This is a genomic window from Labrys sp. LIt4 (genome assembly GCF_017813775.1).
In the GTDB taxonomy this organism is placed as follows: domain Bacteria; phylum Pseudomonadota; class Alphaproteobacteria; order Rhizobiales; family Labraceae; genus Labrys; species Labrys okinawensis_A.
The window spans coordinates 457,012-481,910 of record NZ_JAGIPY010000003.1 but is presented as its reverse complement, the minus strand read 5'-3'; the positions used below and the strand labels follow the sequence as shown (position 1 = coordinate 481,910).

Genomic DNA, 24,899 nt, shown 5'->3' with positions numbered 1-24,899 from the left:
TGCGAGCGGTCCGCAGCGCTTTGCGTCAACAGGCGAGGCCATCCGGTCGCGGCCCTCATTGCCCCGGAGCACGCTGGGCGATGGTGGTGATGATCACGCCGGCGGTGATCACCACGGCACCGAGCCAGGTCAGCCAATCGTAATGTTCTCCCAGGAGGAAGGTGCCGACACCGAGGCCCAGGGCGGCGGCGACATAGCCGATCTGGGAGAGATAGACCGGCCCGCCCGCCATCTGCAGCCGGAAGAAGAAGGCAAGCATGGCGGCGCTCACCGCGACCTGAGCCAGGCTGACCAGCGGGGCGTTGGCAAGCGTGCCGAGGCCAAGCCCTCCGCTGGTGGCGAGCAAGGCGGCCGACATCACCAAAGCGGCGGCGAGGTTGCTGCCCGCTGCGAGGGCCAGGGGCCGGGCACCCCGCGGCCAATCCAGAGTGCGGTAGACATTGCCGCTGGCGAGCGTCAGCGGGATGAGGAAGCCGATGCCGATCCAGAGGACATTGACTTCGCCCACCCGGCCCTTGCCCAGCACAATCAGCATGGCGCCGATGAAACCGATCAGGATGCCGCAGACGCCGAGCAGATTGGGGCGCCGTGCATTCAGGGCCGTCGCCAGGATCGTGGTGATGATCGGCGACAGCGTGTACATGATCGACGTGTAGCCCGAGCCCAGATGCGGAATGATCAGATAGACCAGGAAATTGGGCAGGGCGTAGGAAATGATGCCGCCTATCGCGTAGAAGCGCAGAAAGGGCGGCGTCAGGGGCAGAGCCTCGCGGCGCAGTGCCAGCACGGCGCCGATGACCAGGGCGCTGCCCGCTGAAATCAGCAGCGTCCATACGGCCGGCGGTATTCCTGCTGCGCCGGATAATTTTCCGAGCGGAAAATAGAGGCCGAGAAACGTGCCGGTCGCGAGGAGGAGAAAGACGGGTGCCGAGGTGTTGGAAGCGGACATGACGGGGCTTGTGCGGGCTTGATGGGAACGGAACGCATGCCCGCTTGCGCCGGGACGCAGGCCGTGCAGCAATGGCAAATCCTATAGCCCGCCAGGCCGATTCCCATGTTCGATGTTTCCCTGCTCGCCGCAACCTTTTTTGCCGGCTTCCTCTACACGATTTCGCCCGGGCCGGCCTTCCTCGCTTTGTTCGCGCTCGGCGCCGCCAAGGGCCGGACGCCCGGCGCCTGGTTCATGACCGGGCATCTCGTCGGCGACATCCTGTGGTCGGTGGCGGCTCTGGCGGCGATCGTCGGCGTGAGCCAGATCGGCCCGACCCTGTTCGACATTCTCGGCATCTGCTGCGGGCTCTATCTGATCTATATGGGCGCAAGGGCCGTGATGACCCGCAGGGACGGCAACGCGGCGGTGATCGGGGCCGACCGGCCTCTGGTCAACGGCGTGATCTTCGGCATCACCAATCCGAAATCCTATCCGGTGGCGCTCGCCACCTTCGGGGCGCTGGTGGCGCCCTATGGCGATCACATCACCTGGGCCGCGACGCCGGGCCTGATCGCTGCCGCCTTTCTCGGCTTCGTGGCGGCGGACTTCATCCTCTATGTCGCCATCGGCCTCGGGCCGGTCCGGGCCTTCTTTGCGCGTTATGGCCTGTGGGTGACCAGGATCGTCGGCGTCGTCTTCATCGGCTTCGGCCTGAAATCGCTACTCGACGGCGCGCGGGGCCTGGCGAGTTCGGTGCGCGGGTAAGAAGACCCTGAGGAGCAGGTAAATCGCTATGGGGCTGTCATCCCAGGCGAGGCACGCAGGGGCGAGGGAAGGGGATCCAGGGACAAATCCTCGAGCTATATCCCCTGGATCCCCTTCCCCTCGCTCTTCCTCGCCATGCTCGTAAGCCGCTCGGCCGGGGATGACAGCGCCACTCGTTTATCGAAGTCCCAATCGCGGCAGCAGCGTCACCCCAGGCGCTGGCGGGCCTTGGCGCTGGCGCCGCCGATCAGACGGTCGGCGATGATGCCGATGAAGGCGATGGCGAGGCCCGCGACGATGCCGCGGCCGGCATCCGCCTTGGCGAGGGCGATGAAGACCTCCTGGCCGAGATCGCGGGTGCCGATCATCGCGCAGATGATGATCATGCTGAGCGAGAGCAGGATGGTCTGGTTGATGCCGAGCATGATCTCCGGCAGCGCCATCGGCAGTTGCACGAGACGGAAGGTCTGCCAGCGCGTGCAGCCGGCCGTCTTGGCTGCCTCGATCAGGGTGGGCGGTACCTGGCGCAGGCCGTGATTGGTATAGCGGATGGCCGGCACGATGGCGAAGGAGACCGTGGCGATCAGGGCGGTGACGTCGCCGACCCGGAACAGCATGACGATCGGGATGATGAAGCAGAAGGACGGTAGGGTCTGCAGGGTGTCGACGACGGGTTCGACGATGCGGAACACCCTGTCGCTCCGCGAGGCCCAGACGCCGATCGGCATGCCGATCAGCATGGCGAGGATGGCCGAGACCCCGCAGAGATAGACGGTCGACATCGTCTTCTGCCACAGGCCGGACGAGGCGCAGAACAATATGAGCACTCCGATGAGGAGGGCGAGGCGCCAGCCTGCCAGGCGGTATCCGCCGAGCACCAGCAGCACCAGCGCGGCGAGCCAGGGAATGGCTTCGCAGAAGGCCCTGACAGGGTTGAGCACATAGACCAGCAGCCCGACCCGCAGGGTCTCGATCACGTCGAAGAAATGCACGGTGATCCAGTCGACGCCGGCCTTCCACCAGGGCGCGGTCGACAAGGTCCAGCTCGCCGGAATCTTGGCGAGAGCGGGCAGGGCGAGGCTCGCCAGCGTGGTCGCCGCCAGCAACGCCAGGGCAAGGATGAGATGGGAATGGCGGGCGACGAACCCGCTGCCCTCGTGATGCACGGGCCGTCCGCCACGATAGGCGAAGGCCTGCGAAAGGCGGTCGAGAGCGATGGCCAGCACCACGATGGCGAAACCCGCCTCCATGCCCTGGCCGATCTTGAGGGCACGCAGGGCCAGCAGCACGTCATAGCCGAGCCCGCCCGCGCCGATCATCGAGGAGATGATCACCATGTTGAGCGCCAGCATGATCACCTGGTTCACGCCGACCATCAGCAGGGGACGCGCCGTGGGGATCAACACGCGCCAGAGCTTCTGGCGCGGCGTACAGCCTGCCATTACGGCAAAATCGGCGATTTCGGGCGGGATCCGTGACAGGGCCACCATGGTGGCCCGCACCATCGGCGGCGTAGCGAAGATCGAGGTGGCGATCATCGCCGAGACCGGGCTGTTGCCGAACAGGATCAGCATGGGGATGAGATAGGCGAAGGTCGGGATCGTCTGCATCAGATCGAGCGCCGGCGTAACAGCCAGTTTCTCCAGCTTCGGAAAACGCCAGGCAGCGATGCCCAGAAGCAGGCCCGTCAGCACGCAGAGCGGCACGGAAATCAGGATCAAGGCGAGGGTGAGCATGGCTCCCTGCCATTGCCCGAACAGGGCGATATAGCCAAAGCAGGCGGCCATCAGCGCCGCGAGCCGAAATCCTCCCGCCGCATGGCCGGCAAGGATCGCGGCCGAAATCACGCCGAGCCAGGACAGTGTCGGTAGCGGTATCCCCCACAGTTTCAAAGGCTTGGCCAGCAATCCGAAAGCGATCTGGAGAGGAAGGTCGAGGATGGAGGCGATTGCCCGCGTCAGCCAACTCAGATTGCCTTTCATCCAGGCCATGAGGGCCGACATCCAGCTCGCGAAGGGCACGATCCAGTCGTCCGGCCAGGCGGCGAGCCAGCCGGTACCCGACCTCGTGAGATACAGCGTGATGGCGAACAGGAAGCCGAGACCCCAGATCGCGGCCCAGGCCGTTACCCAGCCGCCGGGCGATGCCTGCGGCTGAGCGAGGGAAACGGGGGCTGGCTTGCTCAAGCGGCGTTCCTGCGCTGGTCGTTACCGGTCAGGATGTCGAGCACGGCATCGGGCATGACCTCGCCGAGCAGGACGCCCGCGGGATCGCGGACTGCGAAGGGAGCAGCGGCAGCGATGACGTCGGCGGCGAAAGAGGAAACCTTGTCCGTCGGGGCGAGATGGCCGGCATAGGCGGAGCCCTGCCGGGGCGGCCGCATGAGGCCACGCGCCGAGACCACTTTCGCCCGTTGGACGTCGCGGGTGAACTCGGCCACATAATCGGTTGCCGGCCGGGTGACGAGTTCCTCCGGGGTGCCGGTCTGGATGATGGCGCCATCCTTCATGATGGCGACGCGATCGGCGAGGCGGATCGCCTCGTCGAAGTCGTGCGTGATGAAGACGATGGTCTTGTGCAGCACCTTCTGCAGCCGGACGAGTTCGTCCTGCATCTCCCGGCGGATCAGCGGGTCGAGCGCGGAAAAGGGTTCATCGAGGAACCAGAGTTCGGGCTTGGTGGCGAGGCTGCGGGCGATGCCGACACGCTGCTGCTGGCCGCCCGAGAGCTCGCGCGGATAGAAGCCTTCGCGGCCGCGCAGGCCGACGAGGTCCACCATGTCCTGGGCCCTTTTCAGCCGCTCGGCCTTGGCAATGCCCTGGACCGCAAGGGGGAAGGCGACGTTCTCGATCACGCTCAGATGCGGCAGCAGCGCGAAGTTCTGGAACACCATCCCCATCTTGTGGCGGCGAAGCTCGATCATCTCCGCTTCGCTGGCCTTGAGCAGGTCCCTGCCATCGAACTCGACCGTGCCGGCGGTCGGCTCGATCAACCGGGCCAGGCAGCGCAGCAATGTGGATTTGCCCGAGCCGGACAATCCCATGATGATGAAGATCTCCCCCTCATGCACGGTCAGGCTGGCCTCGCGCACGGCGGCGACCAGGCTCGCCTTGGCGAGGTCCTCATCCGTCGGTCGGTGGCCGTGCCGTGCCAACTCACGGGCGGCATTGGGGCCGAAGACCTTCCAGACGTCACGGCAGGCGAGCTTCACGGCTCGCGTGGCGGCGTCCGGGCCCGGCGAAGGGGTCGCGCCTTGCATCGATACCTCTTGAATGCATCGGGTGGCCGACGGGCGGATCTTCGGATCCGCCCGCAAAGACGGCGCCAGCGGCGCGGCATGGCAGGTCCGTCACCGCCCGCCCACGGGATTCACTGTGCCCAGGCCTTCCAGGTCGCCTCGTGATCGGTGACCCACTTGGCGGCGACCTCGTCAAGGCTCTTGCCTTCGAGATCGACCTGGCCGCTCAGCTTGTTGAGCTCGTCGGTTTCGATCGCGTAGGCCTTGGCGACCTTGTAGGCCACGGGCCATTTGTCCTTCATGCCGGCCCAGGCATATTTCCAGATCTCGCCATGCGGCTTGCCGCAGTCATATTTGGCATCCGGATTGCTGCCCCATTTCGGGTCCGAGTAGCAGGCAGGTTCGTATTCGGGAAATTTCACCCATTCGCCCTGGTATTTCGCCGTGGCCCAATGCGGCGAATAGATCCACAGCATGATCGGCGCCTTGCGCTGATAGGCGGAATCGAGTTCGGCGAACATGGCGCCGTCGGTGCCGGCATGAATGACGGTGAAGGGCAGCTTCAGGGCCGCGACACGCTCGTCATCGAAGCCTTCCCAGGTCACAGGGCCGCCGAGATAGCGGCCCTTCGGAGCCGTGTCGGGCGTGGAGAAGGCTTCGGCGCATTTGGGGTCCAGCAGGGCCTTCCAGTCGGGCAGGCCGGGGCATTTCTCCTTCATGTAGAGCGGGTACCACCACTCCTCCTTGGCATTGGGGCCGAGCTTGCCCAGCCGCTCGGTCTGCTTGGTGGCATCCGAGGCCTTCATGGCCTCGCCGGCCGTAGTGTCCCAGAATTCGACGCCGAGCGTCAGGTCTCCATTGGTGAGGCCGGTGGTCAGGCTGGAGAGATAGTCGGCAGTCGGATATTCGACGGTGTATCCGAGCTTCTCGAGGATGCCGCCCAGGATCTTGGCGTTGAGATTGACGCTGGTCCAGTCGAACAGGGCGATCTTGATGGGATCCGAGGATTCCGGTGGAGCCGCCGAAGCCGGTGCGGTTCCCACGAGCAAAGCAAACGCCGCGGCCGCAAGGCCGCCGCGTTGAAATACTTTCAGGCAGTCCATGATTGGCACCCTTCCGTCTCTCTGAATGGCCGGCCGGCGCTTATGCCTTTTATGGGGGCGAGGCTTGTCGCCCAAGGTCTGTCGCCAATGCCGATCCCGGAAGTGTCGCCCAGACAAAGCCCTTAGGCAAGTTATTTTCGTGCCAAGAATATTGGTTATGTTTCAAGGCGTTGGTGGTGATTATTTGGGCGTTTTGCTGGAAAAGGCGGCGCGGCGGCATACCATTTCCTCCCGGCAGCAGCCGATCCTGCACCTCGATTTCACGCGGGCATCAATGCGCCTGCATCGCGGCTGCAAACAGCCATGTAAGGATCGGCCATGGCAATGCTCAGGCTCTTCCTTCGCGAATTCTGGCTCTTCGGCCTCAAGCAGGCCTGGGCCTGCCTATTCGGCGGATCCTTTCTCGCCCTGATCCTGGCGACCCGCCTGTATTATCCCGAGGGCGCCTGGCTCAGCCGCTACGATTTCCTCTGCTTTGCGGCGTTGGGCATCCAAGGCCTGTTGCTCGCGCTCAAGCTCGAGACCTGGGAAGAGGCCGCCGTGATCGCGGTCTTTCATGTCGTCGGCACCATCATGGAGATCTACAAGACGCAGGCCGGTTCCTGGGCCTATCCCGAGCCGAGCCTGCTCAGGATCGGTGAGGTACCGCTGTTCTCAGGCTTCATGTATTCAGCCGTCGGCAGCTACATCGCCCGCGCGGCCCGCCTGTTCGATTTCCGCTACAATTCCTATCCGCGCATGCGCTGGACGATCCTGCTGGCCGCGCTGATCTATGTGAATTTCTTCACCCATCATTTCCTGCCGGACATCCGCCTTGGCCTGTTTGCCGCCATCGCCGTCCTGTTCCGGCGCACGCAGATCTATTTCACGGTGGACCGCGAGCCGCGTTCCATGCCGCTGCTGCTCGGTTTCCTCCTCGTGGCTTTCTTTATCTGGATCGCCGAGAACATCGGCAGCTTCGGCCAGGTCTGGATCTACCCCAATCAGCGCCACGGCTTTGCCCTGGTGTCCGCCGGCAAGCTCGGGGCCTGGTATTTGCTGATGATCGTCAGCTTCGTGCTGGTGTCGTTGGTGCATCGGCCGGTGCTGCTGGTGCGCAGTCCTGGCCGCCCGGCGCCTATTGCCGGCTGACCGGGGCAGGGGTGCGGATCGCCCGGCCGACGATTTCCGGCGTGGGCAGATAGCCGTGCGAGGAACGCATCTCGGCGAGATTGTCGATGATATCGCAGGGGAAGGGGGCCACCCGCCGGGTCGCCATGTCGACGTTGAGGGAGATCAGTTCGCAGGTCGCCGACACCCAGCCCTCGGTGGCGTGGCAGAGTTCTTCATAGATGTGCAGGCGCTTTTCGTCATAGCCGACCAGTTGCAGGCGTACCCGCACGGGGTCGTCGAGATGAAGTTCACGCTTGTAGATGACGTGCACTTCGCCGGTGAAGAACGACATGCCGCGCTCGCGAATGTAATCCTCTCCCAGGCCGACGAGCGACAAGGCTTCGCCGAGGGCATTGTCGAACAGCACGTGATAATAGGCCATGTTCAGATGGCCGTTATAGTCGATCCAATGCGGTTCGATGCGCATCGGCGAGGACACGAAGGGCGCGAAGAACAATGCCGGCAATTTGCTGGTGTCAAACATCTCCACTCCCACGCCACTAGAGCAAAGCGCGTTATGACGAAAACGCGCCTTGGCTTCTAACTCCTTGTTTCGAAAGCGCTTTGCGATCCTTCAGGCTTCCTTCTAGCCGCAAACGCTTTAGATCTTGTTTCCTCTCACCCACTTCAAACTGAATATCCGAACCTGTTGGGCAGGCTCGGATATTCAGCTTCGTTTCAGGTCGGTCCGCGCCGAATACGGGGCGCGATCGATCACGATCGCGCTACCCTCTGGCGCAGGCCTTCCCAGTCAGTGTATGCCAAATGGCTCATACCTCAAGAAAAAGTAGCATATTATGGTCAATTCCGGCGCAAATTCCCGGCGCTACCAGCCCGAAGACCTCGCTGCCGTCTGCGATGCCCTCGCCAGCCAATTCGGTCCGCGCTTTTCGGCGGGCAAGGCCCTGCGCGACCAGCATGCGAGCACGCTGACCTGGCTGCCTGCCCAGGCGCCGGATGCCGTGGTCTTTCCGGAGAATGAAGGCGAAGTGGCCGATATCGTGCGGCTGTGTGCCCGTCATGGCGTGCCCATCATTCCCTATGGCACCGGCACGGGCTTGGAGGGACATGTCAATGCGCCGGAAGGCGGCATCTCCGTCGACACCAGCCGCATGAACGCCATCGTCGCCGTGCATGCCGAGGACCTCGATGCCGTGGTGCAGCCGGGGGTGACGCGCAAGCAGCTCAACGACTATCTGCGCGACCAGGGGCTGTTCTTTCCCATCGATCCCGGCGCCGACGCTTCGCTGGGCGGCATGGCGGCGACGCGCGCTTCGGGCACCAACGCCGTGCGCTACGGCACCATGAAAGACAATGTTCTTTCGCTGCGCGCGGTGCTGGCCAACGGCGAGATCATCTCGACGGCAAGCCGCGCCAAGAAGAGCTCGGCCGGCTATGACCTCACGCGCCTGCTCGTCGGTTCGGAGGGAACGCTCGGCCTCATCACCGAAGTGACCCTGCGCCTGCACGGCATACCCGAGGCCATCAGCGCGGGCGTCTGCCCCTTCGGCAGCGAGAAGGCCGCCTGCGATGCGGTGATCGCCACCATCCAGTCCGGCCTTGCCGTGGCGCGCATCGAACTGCTCGATACCTTGATGGTGAAGGCGGCCAATGCCTATTCCGGCCTCGGCCTGCCCGAGACGCCGATGCTGTTCCTGGAGTTCCACGGCAGCGACGCCGGCGTGGCTGAGCAGGCCGAGCGCTTCGGGGAAATTGCGGCGGAGTTCGGAGGCGGACCCTTCACCTGGGCCACCAAGCCGGAGGAACGAACCAAGCTCTGGGCCGCGCGTCACAATGCCTATTGGGCGGTCAAGTCCATGTGGCAAGGCGCCGAGATCGTCGCCACCGATGTCTGCGTGCCGCTGTCGCGGTTGGCCGAATGCGTGGCGCAGACCCGCCTGGACATCGATGCCACCGGCCTGATCGCCCCGATCGTCGGCCATGTCGGCGATGGTAATTTCCACGTGCAGCCGATGATCGACATGAGCGATCCCAGGGAGATCGCCGCCTGCGAGGGCTTCCTTGAACGGCTGGTGGAGCGGGCGCTTGCCATGGAAGGCACCTGTACCGGCGAACATGGCGTCGGGCAGGGCAAGCGCAAATATCTCAAAGCCGAACATGGTGCTCCAGCTCTGGCGGCGATGCAGGCGATCAAGCGGGCCTTGGACCCGGCCGGCATCATGAATCCAGGCAAGATCTTTCCGGATTGAGCGCATGACGAAGCCGGATGCCCCTTCGAGCCGTGGGCTCCGGTAGCCGCTGCAAAAAGCAACAGGCGGATGCTTCTTCCGGAAACATCCGCCTGTCGTTTTCATTCATCTTGGGCACCCGCTTGGGTGCCTGTCGAGCCTTGCCTGCGATCAGGCCAAGCTCTGTTGCTCGAAGACGGTTCCGGCCCGGGTCCCTCCCTGAGCAAAGTGCGTTCATGGTTGAACGCTTTCCTGCTCTGGTCTCCTGTTTCGGCACGTCTTTGCAATTCTTGGCAATCCCGTCCAATCGCAAAGCGCTTTAGCCGTGAAACCCATCCTCTCCTATGGCGTCACCACCACCGGCTGACCAGCGGCCTTTCCTTCAGTAGCGTCCTTGGGTTTGACACGGACGATGATCGGCATCGTCAAACCGGAAGGGACGGGCCGGCCGTCGAGATAGCCTGCCTGCTGTGTTTGCTTGTCCACCGAAAGAAATACCAGCATGTTCGCGGCTGCTACACGGCTCGTCGGTTCGCTACGGGCCAACGGAGACTGCCCCGTACTCGTCCCAACCGTATAGAAGCCTGCGCCGAAGACACCTAACGCCAATACGACTCCGACGGAGCTGATCAAGCGTAACATTGTGTACCCACCTCACTGAAAGCGAGAGATACCGTTCCTCTATTGACGCGACGCTGTTGTGACGAACGGCCAGGAATTCGACCGCCCTCTTTTTGCCTGCTGCTCATTCTTTTGTATGGGGAGCATCCAGGCACAGCACAGCCGGCTCATGCTTTCGCATTTATCCCGGCGGAGGATGTCATATCACACATTTCGTACGGGTCTTAATGAAATCTAAAGAAATGGTGAAAATGTGAACACGCCGAGTCGTTCGTAAGACAATTGCCCGCGAATCCGCTCATATTCAGATTTTGTAGGCATGAATCCGGCCTCGGCGACCGCCCGTTTGCTGCCTCGCGCGGTGACCTGGGACCATAGTTTCTCCCCGTTCCCGGTTTCGTCTCGCCTTGGTTTTCGCGTATGGTCGGAGATTGGTGGGGGAGGGGCCTCGAAACCGGAATTACCTGACCGACGGCTAGGACGAGATGGGTTTCCGGCTCGGGAGCAAGGCGTGTTCTGAGAGAACACATTTGCTCGAACACTTGTTTGGAAGCATTTTTGCGATGCTCGACGATAGGGCCGATCGCAAAAAGCGTAGGAAAGGACGTGCGGCGTGCGCGAGGCGCTCACCGTTATTGGTTTTTTGTTGATCGTGGCGTTCGCGGCCGTGTTCACCGCGCCCCTCTACGTCGACTGGAATGCCTGGCGCGAGGACATCGGAAATCGCCTCACGCAGCATTTCGGCACGCCCGTGATCATTCGGGGTCCGATCGAGGCGCGCCTCCTGCCCCAGCCCTGGCTGTCTCTCTCGGACGTCAGCATCGGCGACCCCTATGGCACCACCAAGCTGAACGTTGCCCGCATCGATGGTGATGTCAGCCTGGGCGGCCTGCTGCGGGGCGATGTCGATCTTTCCAATGTCGTGGTGCGCAATCCCGCCTTGTCCGTGACGGCCGACGATGAGGGAACCATTGCGCCTCTCTCGAAATATCCGGTGTCGCTCGGGGCGGCGGTCGAGAGCTTCGAGGTCAGCGGCGGCTCGCTTCACTATGTCAACAAGGTCGACGGCCAGGACATCAGCCTCACAGGCATCAATCTGGTCGGTGAATCCGGCTCGGTGCTCGGTCCCTACAAGGCCGAGGGCGGGATCAAGATCGCCGGCGTGCCCCATACGGTGAAAATCGCCACGGGTGTTGCCGAAAAGGGCAGCCTCAATCTGCGTATCACGGCCGTGCCGGCGGACAAGCCGGTAACGCTTGATCTCGATGGCCAGGTCAAGCTTCAGGGCGGCAAGCCGACCTTTGTCGGCATGGCAACGCTGTTGCGTCCGACTTTCTTGGCGCGGGCGGGAGGAGAGGGGGCCGCCGATGATCCGGCGAGCGGCGAGCAACTGGCCTGGAGCTTGTCGGGGCCGGTGACGGCAACGCCGGCCGGCGTGGTCTCCGACAAGGTGGCGATCCAGCTTGGGCCGGACGAGCGCGCCCTCAAGCTTGCCGGCAGCGTCAACCTGGCTTTCGGCGCCACCCCGGTCCTGGAAGCGAATTTGACCGGCAAGCAGCTCGAACTCGATCGTTTCGTCGGTATCGGCCCCGACAAACGCCAGCCGCCGGCCGCCGTGCTGGCCAGGCTCGCCAAGGCGATGCCGGCGCTCGCCGGAGCTGCCACCAACGCGCAGATCGATCTTGCCGCCGATGGCCTCATGCTGGGCGGCGAGTTGACCCAGAAGGCCCGGGCGAGCATCCGGGTGACCGAGGGGAAGTTGCAGGTCGATCGGCTCGAGGCGGACCTGCCGGGTAGCAGCCATCTCTTGCTGGCTGGCGACGTCAATGACGAAGATGGCGGCTTCAGGGGCAATCTCGACCTCAAATCGGATCGGGCCACCGGCCTGATCGGCTGGCTGCAGGGTCAGCCCGTGCTGGGGCGGCCGGATGCCGCGCGCAAACTATCCCTGAAGGCGGCCCTCGACGCCGACGCCGACAAGGTGGATTTTTCGCAGCTGACGCTTGCCATCGACGATGCCGCGGTCAAGGGCCGGCTGGCCTGGAACCGTCTGGCGCATGGCCGTTCCGCCGGCCGGGTGGAAGCCAATCTCGCCGCCCAACGCATCGATCTCGACGTGCTGCCCTCTGTGGCCGCTCTTCTACCCGGCAGCAGCGACCTGTTCAGCGAAGCCGATATCCGCCTGAAGGCCGAGGCCTTGGCTCTCTCCGGAATCGAGGCCAAATCGGTCAGCGGACATATCAAGGCCGGCGGCAAGCTGATCGCATTGGAAGACGTGGTCGTCAGCGATCTCGGCGGCGCCAATCTCACCGCCAATGGCCGCATCGACAATATCGGCGCCGAGCCGCAGGGCGAGATCCGCATCGTCCTGAACGGCAAGGACCTGTCGGGCCTGGCGACCACACTCAAGCGCAGCACGCTGCCGGCTTTCTGGGTCAATGCCTTCGCGGCCCGCGCGGCCGCGCTTTCACCGGCCAATGCCAGCCTTTCCATCGCCTTCGGGGCGGCCCGGCGTTATTCGGTCGACGGCAAATTCGGCGGCAGCGTCCTGCAACTCGATACGCAATTCGCGGGCAAGGGGGCGGGAGAGAGTGCCGATATCCGGGTGAAGGCGGACAGTCTCGACGTTGCCACGCTGATGCGCCAGGCTGGGCTCGACTATACGGTGGGTTCCGTGCCGGGGCGCGCCTCGCTGGAGATGGCCCTGTCGGGGCCGCTCAATGGCGCGATGCGCTGGAACGCCAGTTTCGAAGGAGCTGGGCTACAGCTTTCCGGCACCGGCAAGATGACCGGCTCTTTCGAGGCACCGGCCTTTGACGGACGCCTGACCGCCAGCACCGACGATGCGCTGGTGCCGGCCCAGCTGGTGAACCTGCCGCTTCCGGGTGTGGTCCCCTCCCAGAGCGCCACGCTCGACACCGGCTTTCGGGCCAGGGCAGGGCGCTACGTCTTCGACGATCTGACGGGAACGGTGCTCGGCATGCCGGTCAGCGGCGCTCTCACCCTCAATGCCGGCACGCCGGCACGCCTCGACGGGCGGCTGAATTTTCTCGAGGCAGACGGGCAATTGCTCGGTTCGCTGTTCTCGGGAGCGGATCTGAGCGCCGGCAACGCCAATGGCAATGCTTTTTCCGACGAGGCCTTTGGCGCGGGAACCTTCGATGCCCTGGCCGGCCGGCTCTCGGTTTCGGCCAAGACGTTGCGTCTGTCGCGGCGCCTGCCCGACCTCGATGATGCGCGCGCGGTGGTGAATTTCGGCAATGGCAAGGTTGCCGTAGACGATTTTGCAGCAAAACTCGCCGGCGGCGACGTCACCGGCGCCCTCCAGCTTTCCCACGCAGCCCTCGATACCGCCGCGAGCGGGCGTTTCTCGCTGCGCAAGGTCGCACTGCAGGGGCGGCAGCTCTCTGGTGAGCTGGCCATGGGCGTCGAATTTCAAGGCAATGGCCGTTCGCCCGACGCCGTGATGTCCTCACTGACCGGTGGGGGAACTGTCGAGATCGCCCAGGCATCGCTGGCTGGACTCTCCGAAAATGCTTTCGGTCAAACGGTGGCGGCGGTGGATGGCGGGCTCTCCGGCGATGCCGGCCACGTTCGGGAGACCTTCGAACGCAGTCTGGACGAAGCCCCGCTGAAGACAGGAACGATCACCGGCAATCTCACGCTCGCGGGGGGCGTCCTCCGTCTCTCTTCGACGAGGGCGACTTCGGCCCAGGGCAGCGTCAGCCTGTCCGGCCTGCTGGATCTCTCGGATCTGACGATGAAGGCCGATATCGCCCTTTCACCCGCCAATCCCGCCGATGGCTTCGGCGGCCCGGCTCCAACCATCCCGGTGCAATTGCGCGGCACCCTCGATGCCTTGCGAAAGCAGGTCGACGTTTCGAGCCTCGTCGCTTGGCTCAGCATTCGCGGCGTCGAGCAGCAGGCCCGCAAACTCGAAGCATTGGAGGCGCAGCGGCGGATCGAGGAGAAGGCGCAGGAGGACGCGCGACGCGCGGAAGCCCTGAAGATGCAGAAGGCAATCGAGGAGGCCCGCCGAAAGGCCCTGCCGCCCCTGCAATTGGGGCCGGTCACGCCGGCACCTGGCGGGACGGGAATGCCGCTCGCGCCGTCGTCCGGCCTTCCCGGCGTGCCGCCGGTGAAACTGCCTTCGCTGGAAAATCTGCCGGCCTCGCCGCTGACGCCCGGGCATACCACCGTGGTACCGGCCCCGCTTCTGCCAAATGCCGGGCCGGCTCTGCCGCAGCCACCCGTCGTGTCACCGCCCGTGGGTCCCTGAGACGAGGCTGAAGGCCCGCCTTCCCAGCAGGCCGGGTTGCAACGGACACTCCAACATCATCAGAGGTACGATAACACCGATAGCTGCCGAGTACGAATAAGACGGCTGATCCGGCCACGATGACGGCGGAGCCCCGAAAAGGCCCTTGTTCTCTTGTTTGAAAGGAAAGACGCCCCTGCCGTAAGGACCGCCCCTTACACCGCGATGATAAGCATCGGGCAGGGGTTAAGTCGAACCCGGCGAATATCCATGCTTCCCGCGCAATCGGGCGGAAACGATCGCAGGGCGTATTAAATCAAGTCGCTCCTCATCCTCGGCGAACATTTTCCAGGACGAAGAGCCGAATTGCGGAAGACAGATTTCCCTGGGCGCGCGTAGCATCGATTTCGGCAACGACGTCCGAAAGCGTGAGATCGCGCTTGGCGGCCAGTTCCTTCAACGTTTCCCAAAAGGCATCCTCAAGGGACACGCTCGTCTTGTGGCCGGCAATGACGATCGAACGTTTAACGACTTTGCTTTTCATGACAGCCCATCACTCTACATTATTGGGCTCCAGGCGGTGTCTGTCGAGGTGCCTTTCGGCCTCCTGCTTGTCCGCCTGCAGCCTTTTTCTATCGATGCGCGAGAGGCCATGGATCGAGCGTTTCCGAGCAGCTTCTTGCTCGGCTTCGGCCTTGGCCCGAGCCTTGCGTACTCTCCTCAAATTCACGATCTCAGCCATCAGCTTACCGGAAAGGAACATTCTCTCAAGTGAACAACTTCAATATCGACTTGAAGCTCGATTGAGGCGCATCTTGTAAGACATATACGTTGATTAGAAAACAACGTCCCGTCATTCTTTATCGGGCGCTATCATCCGTGCAAGGCTCATCGCACTTTCAAAAGCTCTTTCGTCCATTATTTTTGCGGCTAATATTTCCTGAAGTAGAGTGGTACCGTTACGGTGCGCCGCTTTGGCAATATAAGCTGCCTTGTCGTAACCGATGACAGGCGTTAGCGCGGTCACCAGCATCAGGGAACGCGCCACGAGATCGCTGATTCGGGAGGTGTCGGCTTCGATCCCGCTGACGCAGTGATCGGTAAAGCTGTTGGCCGCGTCGGCAAGCAACCGGATCGATTGCAGCACGGCGTCGGCAATCACCGGCTTGAATACGTTCAGTTCCAGATGTCCCTGGCTGCCCGCAAAGGTGACGGTGCTCTGATTGCCGAACACCCGGGTGCAGACCATGGTCATCGCCTCGCATTGAGTGGGGTTGACCTTGCCCGGCATAATGGAGGAGCCCGGCTCGTTTTCGGGCAGAATCAATTCGCCGAGGCCGGCCCTGGGGCCCGAGCCGAGCAGGCGGATGTCGCTGGCGATCTTGAACAGGCTGACCGCAACGGTATTCAGGGCGCCATGGGCCGAGACCAGGGCGTCATGCGTGGCGAGGGCCTCGAACTTGTTGGGAGCGGTAACGAAGGGCAGGCCGGTCAGGGCGGCAAGCTCTTCCGCGATCCGCTCGGCGAAGCCCTCGCGGGTGTTGAGGCCGGTACCGACTGCGGTACCTCCCTGTGCCAGGGGCATCAACTCCGCCAGGCCTGCCTCGACCCGCCGGATGCCGTGCTGCAATTGCGTGGCATAGCCCGAGAATTCCTGGCCGAGCGAGAGCGGGGTCGCGTCCTGCAGATGGGTCCGCCCGATCTTGATGATGTCCTTGAAGGCCTCGGCCTTCTGCTCAAGGGCGGAGGCAAGATGACGCAGTGCCGGCAGCAGGCGGTCATGGATCTCTCGGGCGGCGGCCACATGCATGGCGGTGGGAAAGGTGTCGTTGGAAGACTGGCCGCGATTGACGTGGTCATTCGGATGCACGGGCTTCTTGGAGCCCATGGTGCCGCCGAGCATTTCGATGGCGCGGTTCGAGATCACCTCATTGGCGTTCATGTTGGTCTGCGTGCCGGAGCCCGTCTGCCAGACGACCAGGGGAAATTCATCGTCCAGCTTGCCGTCGGCCACCTCGCGGGCGGCCCGCTCGATGGCCTCGGCCAGAGCGGAATCAAGCACACCGAGGTCGCGGTTGGCGCGAGCCGCCGCCAGTTTGATCAGCCCGAGGGCATGGATCAGGGGGCGCGGCATCTTTTCGGCACCGATGCGGAAATTCTCGAGCGAACGCTGGGTCTGGGCGCCCCAGTAATGCGCGGCGGGAACGTCGATCGGCCCGAAGGAGTCGCTCTCCTGGCGGGTGGGGGCAGCTTCGGTCATGATGGTCTCCTGCGACTGGCCTCATGCGATCAGGCCCTCGATTCGGGGCGCGCATGGCGGTGCGTACTCGGCATTTCGATTGGCCGTCCATGGCCGCAGTGACGCACTGGACATGGACGGCAACGGCAGGGCGAGATGCCCTTCTCCTTCAAATAAGGCATGCCAAGCCTGAGGAAAGCTCCGTCAAACCGCAATCGCCTCTTTTTTCTGCCGAACAGGCAGCCTATATTCACTTTGCCGGCTCGCGCCGGCTATGGCGATAAATGGTCATCGTAATAAACCTATCGGACCCGGGGGCAGTACCCGGCGCCTCCACCAGAGCCCGTCAGGGCGGGCTGCGGCGGGGGCGAAACAGGATCGACGAGGGTGTAAAGGGTGTGCTTTCGCTCGGCATGGTTCCGCCGATATCGGGCCGTTTCAATAGTTGCCAACGACAACTATGCTCCGGTTGCGGTTGCCGCGTAAGCGGTAACTAGACCGAAATCAAGTCCTGACGGGTAGCACCGGCAGGCGGGGTCCGGAGGCACCTGGCAACAGAAGCCTCCACTTCATTCCGGTCTGCCTGCAGGCCATCCGAAGATGCGGTCTGCAGGGTGTGCATGTGCCAGCGGGCTGACGTAATAAAGCTGGCCTGGTAAGAAATTGCGCGATGAGTATTGACCATATCCGTTATGATCTTCTCACTCAGGATGCGCTGCGCGGCATGGTTCGCCGCGTATTGGCCGATGCTGCGCGCGTCGGACTGCCGGGCGACCATCATTTCTTCATCTCCTTCAAGACCCAGTTCCCCGGTGTCAGCATTCCGGCCCGCCTGGCGGAAAAGTTTCCGGAGGAGATCACCATCGTCCTCCAGCACCAGTTCTGGGACTTGACCGTCAGTGACTACGGCTTCGAGGTGGGGCTGTCTTTCGGCAACGCTCCCGAGCGGCTGGTCGTGCCTTTCGCCGCCATGACGGCCTTCTTCGATCCGTCGGTGGATTTCGGCGTTAAGTTCGAGGTCGACGAGGGCGAGGCGGAAGAGGAAGTTGCACCCGCACCGGCACCGGCTGCGATCCGCGCGGTTCCGCGCGGTGACGAGGGCGAGGCGAGCAAGGGTGCGCCGGCCAAGGAGACGGGAACCAAAGAAGCTGCGGCCAAGCCTTCCCGCAAGAAGGCCAGCCCTCCCGCGGAGGAGCCGGCGACGGCAGATGCGGGCGGCGAGGACGAACGCCCCGCCGAAAGCGAGAAGATCATCAGCCTCGATCATTTCCGCAAGAAAAAGTAGGCGGCGCGGCGAGGGCGGCTGCACTTTAGCTCCGCATCGCCCCAGGCTTGCTGTCGGCTGGGACTGCGGCCCAGCCCACTTTCGTGTTGCCCCAAGTTCTGTATTGAAAGCGGGCGAGGCGCGGCGGCTCAATGGCCTTGGCGCCCAGCCGGCCTTCGAATGACAAAAGGGTCCTTCCGAGCGGAGGACCCTTTTACTTTCGCCGAGGTGAATCGGCTCAGTTCAGCGCCAGTGCCACGAAGCGCAGTTCGCCCTGGGCATTCGACAGCAGCAGCAGAGCCTGCTTGGTGCCGGATTTCTTCAACTCCTCGATGCGCTTGCTCACATCCTCGGGGTTGGAGACGGCCTGCTGACCGACCTGCAGGATGACGTCGCCGACCCTGACCTGCTTGTCCTCGGCCGAAGAGCCATTCTCCACCTTGGTCACCACCACGCCCTTGGCGTCGTTGGCAAGCTTGTATTTGTCGCGCAGCTCCTTGGTGATGCCGGACATTTCGAGGCCGAGGGCCTTGGTGATCTTCGGCTTTTCGGGCGTTTCGGTGCCGCGGGTGGACGCCTTGATGGCCGTATCGCTCTCGTCGAGGCGGGCGACGGTCACGGTCTTGGTCAGGGTCTGGCCCTTGCGCAGGATCACCACCTCGACCTTCTTGTCCACCGGCGTGTCGGCGACGAGACGGGGCAGGTCCCGCATTTCCTTGATGTCGTGGCCGTCGAATTTCAGGATCACGTCACCTGGCTCGATGCCGGCCGGCTTGGCCGGTCCCTTGTCGTCGACGCCGGCGATCAACGCGCCCTGGGCCTTCTGCATGCCGAGGCTTTCGGCAATGTCGTCGCTCACGGCCTGGATGCGCACGCCCAGCCAGCCGCGCCGCGTCTCGCCATAGAGCCGAAGCTGCTCGATCACCGGCTGCACCGTCGCCGACGGCATGGAGAAGCCGAGGCCGATCGAGCCGCCCGTCGGCGAAATGATGGCGGTGTTGATGCCGATGACCCCGCCATCCATGTCGAAGAGCGGCCCGCCGGAGTTACCCTTGTTGATGGCAGCGTCCGTCTGCAGGTAATTGTCGTAAGGGCCTGAATTGATATCGCGGTTGCGGGCCGAGATGATGCCCAGCGTCACCGTGCTCGACAGGCCGAAGGGATTGCCGATCGCCATGGCCCAGTCGCCTACGCGGACCTTGTCGCTATCGGCGAACTTCACCGCCTTCAGCGGCTTGGGCGGGTCGACCTTGAGCACGGCGACATCGACCTTCTTGTCGCGTCCGAGCAGCTTGGCTTTGAGCTTGGAGCCGTCGTTGAAATTGACCTCGATGTCGTCGGCATCGTCGATGACGTGGTTGTTGGTGACGATGATACCGCTGGGGTCGATGACGAAGCCCGAGCCGAGCGCCTCGGTCTTTCTCGGACGCTGAGGGCCCCTGCCGTCCTTGTTGTTGAAGAACTGGTTGAAGAACTCCTCGAAAGGCGATCCCGGCGGCAGCTTGGGCATCGGTGCCCGCGGCTCGTCCTCGCCTTCCTCGTCATTGTTGCCGGAGGCCACCGTCTGCGACGTCGAGATGTTGACCACGGCATCGATCAACTCGGCCGAGAGGTCGGCAACGGAGGGCGGTCCTGCCGCGGCCATGGCCGGCGGCGCCACCAAGGTAGCCGGGCTGGCGGCAATGAGTGCGGCGATGGCAACGGCGCCGCTGCGGCGCATCAGGGTGTTGAGTTGAATCGGCATCAAGTCCTCGGATGGTCACCCGCATCGGTGTTGATGTGGGGCGCGGTCGGGTTGAATTTCAAGCGCGGAATGCGGCGCGAGCGTGACGTACTCGCAAGTTCGCACAACGTTGGGGCTTGTCAGTTTCGTCTGCAACAGGATGGGCCGTGCTTCGGGCGCCATGGTGTCCCGCTACCAAGCCGGCACGTTCACATGCCTCTGACGGCCCAGATGATGATGATACCTATGATGGCGGAAATGAAACCGGCGAGGCGGAGCTGCGCGTTGGGAGAGTTGGCGACCGAGACCATCATGCGCCGTACCGGATCGGGAAAGGCCAGGAAGAACAACCCTTCGATCGCAAAGGCCAGTCCGAGCGCCGTGATGAAATCACCGAAAGAGAAACTATCCATCCGCCCCACACATTATGTGAACCGCCCCCGAACCCTCCGACGGTTTGCGATCCTGGGCAAAGCCGGCCGGTGAAGGCTCGCGGCGGTCCTATGAAAACGCCGGCCGCAACGAAGCGGCCGGCGCAATGGAGCTTTATATGGAGCCGGCGTCAAGCCTATTGCGCCGGAGGCGCCTGAGGAGCCGGGGCCGGAGACGCCGGTGTTCCCGTAGGGGCCGCCGGCGAACGCAGATAACGGAAGTAATCCCAGTCCGGGCTGATGAAGACCTGCGTGTTGTCAGGCTTCATCGCGTCGACATAGTTCCGCATCGACAGGTAGAACTGGAAGAATTCCGGATCCTTGTTGTAGGCGTCGGCCAGGATCTTGATACGGGCCGAGTCGGCCTGGCCGGTCGTCTCCGCCGCCTTGCCGCGCGCCTCGCCGAGGATCTTGGCGACCTGACGGTCGGCGTCGGAGCGGATGACCTGCGCCTGCTGCGTGCCCTGCGAGCGAATCTGCTGCGCCTCCGTCTGGCGCTGCGACTGCATGCGCTTGTAGACGGCTTCGGAGTTGGCCTGCGGCAGGTCGGCGCCGCGGATGCGCACGTCGACCACCTCGATGCCGAGGCCGGCAGCTTCACGATTCACTTCGGCACGGATCTTCTCCATCAGCGCGGTACGCTGGTCACGCACGACGGCGGCGAAGGTCGACTGGCCGAGAACCCGGCGGACCGCCGAGGACAGGATCGAGGAAAGCTGCAGCTCCGCCCCCTTCTCCGAACGCGAAGTCTGGAAGAAGCGCAGAGGGTCCGAGACGCGATAGCGGGCGAAGGCATCGACCTTCAGGCGCTTCTGATCGCTGGCGATGACTTCCTGCGGCAGGCTGTCGAGGTCGAGTACCTGCTTGTTGATGTACTCGACGTTCTCGATGAAGGGCCACTTCCAGTAAAGACCGGGCTGGGTCTTGGCCGGCTGCGGCTCGCCGAAGCGCAGGGGCAGGGCGTAGTCGCGCGGCGTCACCGTATAGGCCGACAGATAGACCAGGACCAGGACGACGCCGGTCGCGATCAGGGCAATGGTTCCAAGCGGAGATCTCATTGCGGCGCTCCCTGCTGGGGTTGTGCCGTGCCGGTCGGCCGATTGAGCAGGCGGTCGAGCGGCAGATAGGGCACCACACCCTGGCCTTGCGTCTTGCTGTCCAAGATCACCTTGTTCGTATCGGTGAGGATGGAGGTCATGGCTTCCAGATACATGCGTTCGCGGGTGACCACAGGAGCCTTCTGATAGGCACTGTAGACTTCGTTGAAGCGTGATGCCTCACCGGTGGCTTCGGCGACAGTGCGCGCACGATAGGCTTCGGCAGCCTGGGTGATACGGGCGGCTTCACCGCCTGCTTCCGGGATCACCTTGTTGGCATAGACCTGCGCCTGGTTGATGGTGTTTTCCTGGTCGGCGCGTGCGGCCTGGACGTCACGGAAGGCATCGATCACCTGGGGCGGCGGATCGACATTCTGCAACTGCACCAGGCGAACCAGTACGCCGGCCCTGTAGCTGTCGAGGGCCCGCTGCATCTCGCTCTGCACCTGCTGCTCGATCGCCTGGCGATCGCCAGTCAGGATCGGTGTGATGTTGCGCTGGCCGATGGCTTCGCGCATGGCGCTCTCCGCCACGGCGCGGATCGTGCCGCGGGGGTTGGACAGGTTGAAGGCGTAATCCTGCGGGGCAGCCGGGTTGATCTGCCACTGCACGGTGAAGCCGATATTGACGAGGTTCTCGTCGCCGGTCAGCATTTCATTGGCGCTGTCGCTGTCGCCGCGCGTGCCGATATTGATCGTCTCGACATTGGTCACGGTAGGCTTTTCGACCGTGCCGATCGGATAGGGCACGTTGTAGCGCAGGCCCGGCGGGCTCAACGAAACATATTTGCCGAAGACGAGATTGAGGCCGACCTCGTTGGGCTGCACGCGATAGAAGCCGGTGAGGAGCCAAAGGCCGATCAGCGCCACCGCGCCGATGGCGATGTTGCGCGGCGTGAAGCCACCGCCACCCTGGAGATTTTTGAGGCCGTCCTTGCTGCGGCGAAGCCAGTCTTCGAGATCGGGGGGCTGCGAACCGCCGGATGGACCACCACCCCAGGGGCCGCCGCCCCCCGGACGCCCGCCCCCGCTGTTGCCGCCACCGCTACCCCAGGGGCCACCACCGCCGCTCTGGTTACTCCAAGGCATGTCTTGGTCCTTTGATTGTTCGTCTGCCCAAAGCAGGACGAAAGCCCATTCCAGAGAACGGAATAAGCTGGAGAGAAGCTGCATATAGGAATGCAACCCCCCCGATCAATCCGAAACCATGTTTGAAAACAAGCCTCTAAATCACCGGAGCGGTGTTCCAACGAAGCCGTTTTCACATGGCCAGGCTGCGGAAGCTCATATGCAGCCCCTTGAAATTCCTATGTAAACCCGGTGCCGGGCTGGGGCGGGCGAAGATTGCGGCGGCACGTGTTAAATTTCGTTCATCAGCGCGTCAGAAGCAATCGCAAGTGCCTGAGCGGGCTCGACGAAGCGCCAGCCCGGCATCTGGTGACGGAACCAGGTGAATTGCCGCTTGGCGTAATGGCGCGTGTCGGCCTTGGCACCGGCAATGGCTTCATCGAGGCTGATCTCGCCGGCAAGATAGCGACAGAGCCCCGGCACGCCATGGGCGCGCATCACGGGCAGGGCCGGATCGAGCCCGCGCTGGGCGAGCGCGCGAACCTCTTCGATCGCACCATGCCCGACCATCAGGTCGAAGCGGCGATCGATCCTGGCGTAGAGTTCGGTACGCTCCGGGCTGAGAAAGAGGCGCAGGCATTTGCCGGCATCGAGCAGGGGCGGCGTGTGCGGCTCGCTCTGCCATTCTGACAGTGAGCGGCCGGTTGCCTCGAAAATTTCGAGGGCGCGGATCAGGCGCTGGCGATCGCTGGGCCGCAGGCGATTCGCCATGGCCGGATCCTTCTGGTTCAGCCAGGCATGCAGGGCCTCGGTTTCCAGGCCTTCGGCCTTGCCGCGTACGGCGTCGCGGATGTGGTCGGGAACGGCCGGCATCTCGGCCAGCCCCCGCTCCAGCGCCTTGAAATAGAGACCGGTGCCGCCGATCACGATGGGCAGGCGCTCCTGCCTCCGGACGCCGTCCAGCGCGGCGGCTGCGTCCTCGCGCCAGCGCCCCACCGAATAGTTGATGGCGCCATCGACATGGCCATAGAGCAAATGGGGCGCACGCGCCGTCTCACCGGCGTCGGGGCGGGCGCTGAGTATATGAAGGTCGCGATAGACCTGCATGGAATCGGCATTGATGACGCTGCCGGCGAAGCGCTCGGCGAGCGCCAGGGCCAGAGCCGACTTGCCGCTCGCCGTCGGACCTGCGAGAAGCACGGCGTCATATCGAATGGTCGTCACTCCGGATATCCGTCCTCATGTCCCTCGTTGCCACGCTGATCTCCCATCCGGACCACCCCGCCGTCGACGGCGACGCCCTGTCGCGCGCGGCCGAGGCGCTGGCCTCGCCCGGTACCCCTACGGTGCTGGCCGCCGACGTGGCTGTCGACATCGCCTGCGCCGCCGACGCGCCGATCGTCGAGATCGAGGCTCGCCTGCGCGAGGCCCTGGCGGGGATCGCCGTCGATCTGGTGGTGCAGGAAGCGGCGGGACGACGCAAGCATCTTTTCCTCGCCGACATGGACTCCACCATGATCGGCCAGGAATGCATCGACGAACTGGCCGATTTCGTCGGCGCCAAGGCGATGGTGGCCGAAATTACCGAGCGTGCCATGCGTGGCGAGATCGCCTTCGAACCCGCTCTGCGCGAGCGCGTGGCCCTGCTGAAGGGACTGCCGGAGAGCATCGCCGACGAGGTCATCCGGGAACGCCTGACACTGACCTCCGGCGGACCCGAACTGGTGCGCACCATCAGGGCGAACGGGGCCTATACGGCGCTGGTTTCCGGTGGCTTCACCTTGTTTACCGCCAAGATCGGCGCGATGGTCGGCTTCGACGAGCATCATTCCAATCTCCTGGTGGTCAAGGATGGCTATCTCACCGGCGAGGTCGCCGAGCCGATTCTCGGCAAGGAGGCCAAGCGAGCCAATCTCGAACGTCTGAGGCAGGCGAGGGGGCTGGCGGCTTCCGACACCATGGCGGTGGGCGATGGCGCCAATGATCTGGCCATGCTGGGCGAAGCGGGCCTCGGCGTCGCCTACCGCGCCAAGCCGGCTGTCGCCGCCGCGGCGCGGATGCGCGTGGAGCACGGCGATCTGACCGCGCTGCTCTATGCGCAGGGATATCGCAGCCAGGATTTCGTGCGTTAGATATCCGGCGCCAGGACGAGGCCATACCTATCGAGGGGAAGCAGGACCGCCATGATGAGCAAGGACGCCAGCCAGGGCTTGTTGGAAGTGCTGAAGGCTCGCTTCGAAGCCAATATGAAGCGCCACAAGGGCTTCGAATGGGCCAAGGTACAGGCGCGCCTGGAAGCAAACCCGGAAAAATTGCGTGCCCTTGGCGAAATGGAACGGACGGGCGGCGAACCGGACGTGATCGGCCAGGATGCAGCGACGAGTGAAATTATCTTCTGCGACTGCTCGGCGGAAACGCCCAAGGGCCGCCGGAGCCTCTGCTATGACCGGCAGGCCCTCGATGAGCGCAAGGAGCACAAGCCGGAGGGCAGCGCGGTCGATGCCGCCGCCGCCATCGGCATCGAGCTTTTGACGGAAGAACAATATCGTGCGCTGCAGGAACTCGGCGAATTCGACCTGAAAACCTCGAGCTGGGTGAAGACACCGGCCGAAATCAGAAAAAGGGGTGGTGCCCTGTTTTGTGATCGCCGCTACGACCATGTCTTTACCTACCACAACGGCGCATCCTCCTATTATGCCGTTCGGGGATTTCGAGGACGTTTGAAGGTGTGATCTGGTGAGTGGCCGAATACCGAGGCCGGAGCGGCATCTCCGTCACGGTTTGGCAGGAAATCCGCGTTAGACTTTCAAAGACTGGTGCA

At 63.7% G+C, this 24,899-nt stretch carries 21 protein-coding genes and 1 other RNA gene; 8 read left to right on the top strand and 14 right to left on the bottom strand.

Features of this window, described 5'->3' with window-relative positions:
- Positions 1-55: 55 nt before the first annotated feature.
- Complete coding sequence (locus J8I29_RS08105) at positions 56-949, bottom strand: DMT family transporter (RefSeq protein WP_209431241.1); 894 nt, start codon at positions 947-949, stop codon at positions 56-58.
- A 105-nt stretch (positions 950-1,054) separates the two neighbouring features.
- Between J8I29_RS08105 and J8I29_RS08100 the strand changes: the two genes are divergently transcribed.
- A complete protein-coding gene (locus tag J8I29_RS08100; RefSeq protein ID WP_209431240.1) occupies positions 1,055-1,696 on the top strand; it encodes a LysE family translocator in 642 nt (213 codons plus the stop codon).
- Between the two features lie 206 nt (positions 1,697-1,902).
- Here J8I29_RS08100 and J8I29_RS08095 read toward each other — a convergent pair whose 3' ends face one another.
- The 3 genes from J8I29_RS08095 to J8I29_RS08085 form a co-directional block, all read right to left on the bottom strand.
- Positions 1,903-3,882: an ABC transporter permease subunit gene (locus J8I29_RS08095; RefSeq protein ID WP_245196769.1), complete on the bottom strand. Its 1,980-nt coding sequence runs from the start codon at positions 3,880-3,882 to the stop codon at positions 1,903-1,905.
- The gene (locus J8I29_RS08090) at positions 3,879-4,955 is read right to left on the bottom strand and encodes a betaine/proline/choline family ABC transporter ATP-binding protein (protein WP_209431239.1); all 1,077 of its coding nucleotides are present in this window, start codon (positions 4,953-4,955) and stop codon (positions 3,879-3,881) included. The genes J8I29_RS08095 and J8I29_RS08090 overlap by 4 nt, the downstream gene beginning before the upstream one ends.
- A 110-nt stretch (positions 4,956-5,065) precedes the next feature.
- Positions 5,066-6,037 carry an ABC transporter substrate-binding protein gene (locus tag J8I29_RS08085; protein WP_209431238.1) on the bottom strand — a complete coding sequence of 324 codons (972 nt, stop codon included), beginning with the start codon at positions 6,035-6,037 and terminating at the stop codon, positions 5,066-5,068.
- Positions 6,038-6,355: 318 nt separating this feature from the next.
- Between J8I29_RS08085 and J8I29_RS08080 the strand changes: the two genes are divergently transcribed.
- Positions 6,356-7,168, top strand: coding sequence for a DUF817 domain-containing protein (locus tag J8I29_RS08080; protein WP_105862068.1), 813 nt, complete (start codon positions 6,356-6,358; stop codon positions 7,166-7,168).
- Here the strand turns inward: J8I29_RS08080 and J8I29_RS08075 are convergent.
- The gene (locus J8I29_RS08075) at positions 7,155-7,673 is read right to left on the bottom strand and encodes a thioesterase family protein (protein ID WP_105862067.1); all 519 of its coding nucleotides are present in this window, start codon (positions 7,671-7,673) and stop codon (positions 7,155-7,157) included. The two genes, J8I29_RS08080 and J8I29_RS08075, sit on opposite strands and share 14 nt — an antisense overlap.
- A 313-nt stretch (positions 7,674-7,986) precedes the next feature.
- Between J8I29_RS08075 and J8I29_RS08070 the strand changes: the two genes are divergently transcribed.
- A complete protein-coding gene (locus tag J8I29_RS08070; protein ID WP_209431237.1) occupies positions 7,987-9,399 on the top strand; it encodes an FAD-linked oxidase C-terminal domain-containing protein in 1,413 nt (470 codons plus the stop codon).
- Between the two features lie 321 nt (positions 9,400-9,720).
- Here the strand turns inward: J8I29_RS08070 and J8I29_RS08065 are convergent, their stop codons facing one another.
- Positions 9,721-9,882, bottom strand: coding sequence for a hypothetical protein (locus J8I29_RS08065; RefSeq protein WP_156771335.1), 162 nt, complete (start codon positions 9,880-9,882; stop codon positions 9,721-9,723).
- Positions 9,883-10,612: 730 nt separating this feature from the next.
- On the opposite strand from J8I29_RS08065, the gene J8I29_RS08060 reads away from it, so the two are divergent.
- The gene (locus tag J8I29_RS08060) at positions 10,613-14,278 is read left to right on the top strand and encodes an AsmA family protein (protein WP_209431236.1); all 3,666 of its coding nucleotides are present in this window, start codon (positions 10,613-10,615) and stop codon (positions 14,276-14,278) included.
- Positions 14,279-14,585: 307 nt separating this feature from the next.
- On the opposite strand, the gene J8I29_RS08055 is transcribed toward J8I29_RS08060, so the two are convergent.
- The 3 genes from J8I29_RS08055 to fumC all read right to left on the bottom strand — a co-directional run bounded on the left by J8I29_RS08055 (position 14,586) and on the right by fumC (position 16,517).
- On the bottom strand, positions 14,586-14,801 hold the full coding sequence (locus J8I29_RS08055; RefSeq protein WP_068282176.1) for a ribbon-helix-helix domain-containing protein: 216 nt from the start codon (positions 14,799-14,801) through the stop codon (positions 14,586-14,588).
- 9 nt (positions 14,802-14,810) lie between these two features.
- Positions 14,811-14,999, bottom strand: a complete 189-nt coding sequence (locus J8I29_RS08050) for a DUF4169 family protein (RefSeq protein ID WP_105862561.1) — start codon at positions 14,997-14,999, stop codon at positions 14,811-14,813.
- Positions 15,000-15,110: 111 nt separating this feature from the next.
- Positions 15,111-16,517, bottom strand: a complete 1,407-nt coding sequence (gene fumC, locus J8I29_RS08045) for a class II fumarate hydratase (RefSeq protein WP_209431235.1) — start codon at positions 16,515-16,517, stop codon at positions 15,111-15,113.
- 197 nt (positions 16,518-16,714) lie between these two features.
- Here fumC and ssrA point away from each other — a divergent pair.
- Positions 16,715-17,065, top strand: a transfer-messenger RNA (tmRNA) gene (ssrA, locus tag J8I29_RS08040).
- 101 nt (positions 17,066-17,166) lie between these two features.
- Positions 17,167-17,781, top strand: a complete 615-nt coding sequence (locus J8I29_RS08035) for a ClpXP protease specificity-enhancing factor SspB (protein WP_209431234.1) — start codon at positions 17,167-17,169, stop codon at positions 17,779-17,781.
- Positions 17,782-17,998: 217 nt separating this feature from the next.
- On the opposite strand, the gene J8I29_RS08030 is transcribed toward J8I29_RS08035, so the two are convergent.
- From J8I29_RS08030 to miaA, 5 genes are all read right to left on the bottom strand, one after another.
- Positions 17,999-19,504: a Do family serine endopeptidase gene (locus tag J8I29_RS08030; protein WP_105862062.1), complete on the bottom strand. Its 1,506-nt coding sequence runs from the start codon at positions 19,502-19,504 to the stop codon at positions 17,999-18,001.
- Between the two features lie 188 nt (positions 19,505-19,692).
- Positions 19,693-19,896, bottom strand: a complete 204-nt coding sequence (locus J8I29_RS08025) for a DUF2065 domain-containing protein (protein WP_105862061.1) — start codon at positions 19,894-19,896, stop codon at positions 19,693-19,695.
- A gap of 155 nt (positions 19,897-20,051) precedes the next feature.
- A complete protein-coding gene (locus J8I29_RS08020; protein WP_105862060.1) occupies positions 20,052-20,972 on the bottom strand; it encodes a protease modulator HflC in 921 nt (306 codons plus the stop codon).
- On the bottom strand, positions 20,969-22,099 hold the full coding sequence (gene hflK / locus J8I29_RS08015; RefSeq protein ID WP_105862560.1) for an FtsH protease activity modulator HflK: 1,131 nt from the start codon (positions 22,097-22,099) through the stop codon (positions 20,969-20,971). Before hflK ends, J8I29_RS08020 begins: the two co-directional genes overlap by 4 nt.
- A gap of 270 nt (positions 22,100-22,369) precedes the next feature.
- Positions 22,370-23,302 carry a tRNA (adenosine(37)-N6)-dimethylallyltransferase MiaA gene (gene miaA / locus J8I29_RS08010; protein WP_209431233.1) on the bottom strand — a complete coding sequence of 311 codons (933 nt, stop codon included), beginning with the start codon at positions 23,300-23,302 and terminating at the stop codon, positions 22,370-22,372.
- A 17-nt stretch (positions 23,303-23,319) separates the two neighbouring features.
- Between miaA and serB the strand changes: the two genes are divergently transcribed.
- Both serB and J8I29_RS08000 read left to right on the top strand, forming a co-directional pair.
- A complete protein-coding gene (gene serB, locus J8I29_RS08005; protein WP_209431232.1) occupies positions 23,320-24,210 on the top strand; it encodes a phosphoserine phosphatase SerB in 891 nt (296 codons plus the stop codon).
- A gap of 54 nt (positions 24,211-24,264) precedes the next feature.
- Entirely contained in the window at positions 24,265-24,810 is a 546-nt protein-coding gene (locus J8I29_RS08000; protein WP_209431231.1) for a DUF4256 domain-containing protein, read from the top strand.
- Positions 24,811-24,899 lie beyond the last annotated feature (89 nt).

Bases quoted from the DNA above. Each gene is read 5' to 3' on its own strand.
- J8I29_RS08020 (WP_105862060.1), bottom strand. From the start codon at position 20,972: ATGAGATCTCCGCTTGGAACCATTGCCCTGATCGCGACCGGCGTCGTC.
- J8I29_RS08025 (WP_105862061.1), bottom strand. From the start codon at position 19,896: ATGGATAGTTTCTCTTTCGGTGATTTCATCACGGCGCTCGGACTGGCC.
- J8I29_RS08035 (WP_209431234.1), top strand. From the start codon at position 17,167: ATGAGTATTGACCATATCCGTTATGATCTTCTCACTCAGGATGCGCTG.
- J8I29_RS08050 (WP_105862561.1), bottom strand. From the start codon at position 14,999: ATGGCTGAGATCGTGAATTTGAGGAGAGTACGCAAGGCTCGGGCCAAG.
- J8I29_RS08090 (WP_209431239.1), bottom strand. From the start codon at position 4,955: ATGCAAGGCGCGACCCCTTCGCCGGGCCCGGACGCCGCCACGCGAGCC.
- J8I29_RS08055 (WP_068282176.1), bottom strand. From the start codon at position 14,801: ATGAAAAGCAAAGTCGTTAAACGTTCGATCGTCATTGCCGGCCACAAG.
- fumC (WP_209431235.1), bottom strand. From the start codon at position 16,517: ATGACCGAAGCTGCCCCCACCCGCCAGGAGAGCGACTCCTTCGGGCCG.
- J8I29_RS08075 (WP_105862067.1), bottom strand. From the start codon at position 7,673: ATGTTTGACACCAGCAAATTGCCGGCATTGTTCTTCGCGCCCTTCGTG.
- J8I29_RS08065 (WP_156771335.1), bottom strand. From the start codon at position 9,882: ATGCTGGTATTTCTTTCGGTGGACAAGCAAACACAGCAGGCAGGCTAT.
- J8I29_RS08100 (WP_209431240.1), top strand. From the start codon at position 1,055: ATGTTCGATGTTTCCCTGCTCGCCGCAACCTTTTTTGCCGGCTTCCTC.
- J8I29_RS08080 (WP_105862068.1), top strand. From the start codon at position 6,356: ATGGCAATGCTCAGGCTCTTCCTTCGCGAATTCTGGCTCTTCGGCCTC.
- J8I29_RS08000 (WP_209431231.1), top strand. From the start codon at position 24,265: ATGAGCAAGGACGCCAGCCAGGGCTTGTTGGAAGTGCTGAAGGCTCGC.
- J8I29_RS08030 (WP_105862062.1), bottom strand. From the start codon at position 19,504: ATGCCGATTCAACTCAACACCCTGATGCGCCGCAGCGGCGCCGTTGCC.
- serB (WP_209431232.1), top strand. From the start codon at position 23,320: ATGTCCCTCGTTGCCACGCTGATCTCCCATCCGGACCACCCCGCCGTC.
- J8I29_RS08105 (WP_209431241.1), bottom strand. From the start codon at position 949: ATGTCCGCTTCCAACACCTCGGCACCCGTCTTTCTCCTCCTCGCGACC.
- J8I29_RS08085 (WP_209431238.1), bottom strand. From the start codon at position 6,037: ATGGACTGCCTGAAAGTATTTCAACGCGGCGGCCTTGCGGCCGCGGCG.
- hflK (WP_105862560.1), bottom strand. From the start codon at position 22,099: ATGCCTTGGAGTAACCAGAGCGGCGGTGGTGGCCCCTGGGGTAGCGGT.
- J8I29_RS08070 (WP_209431237.1), top strand. From the start codon at position 7,987: ATGGTCAATTCCGGCGCAAATTCCCGGCGCTACCAGCCCGAAGACCTC.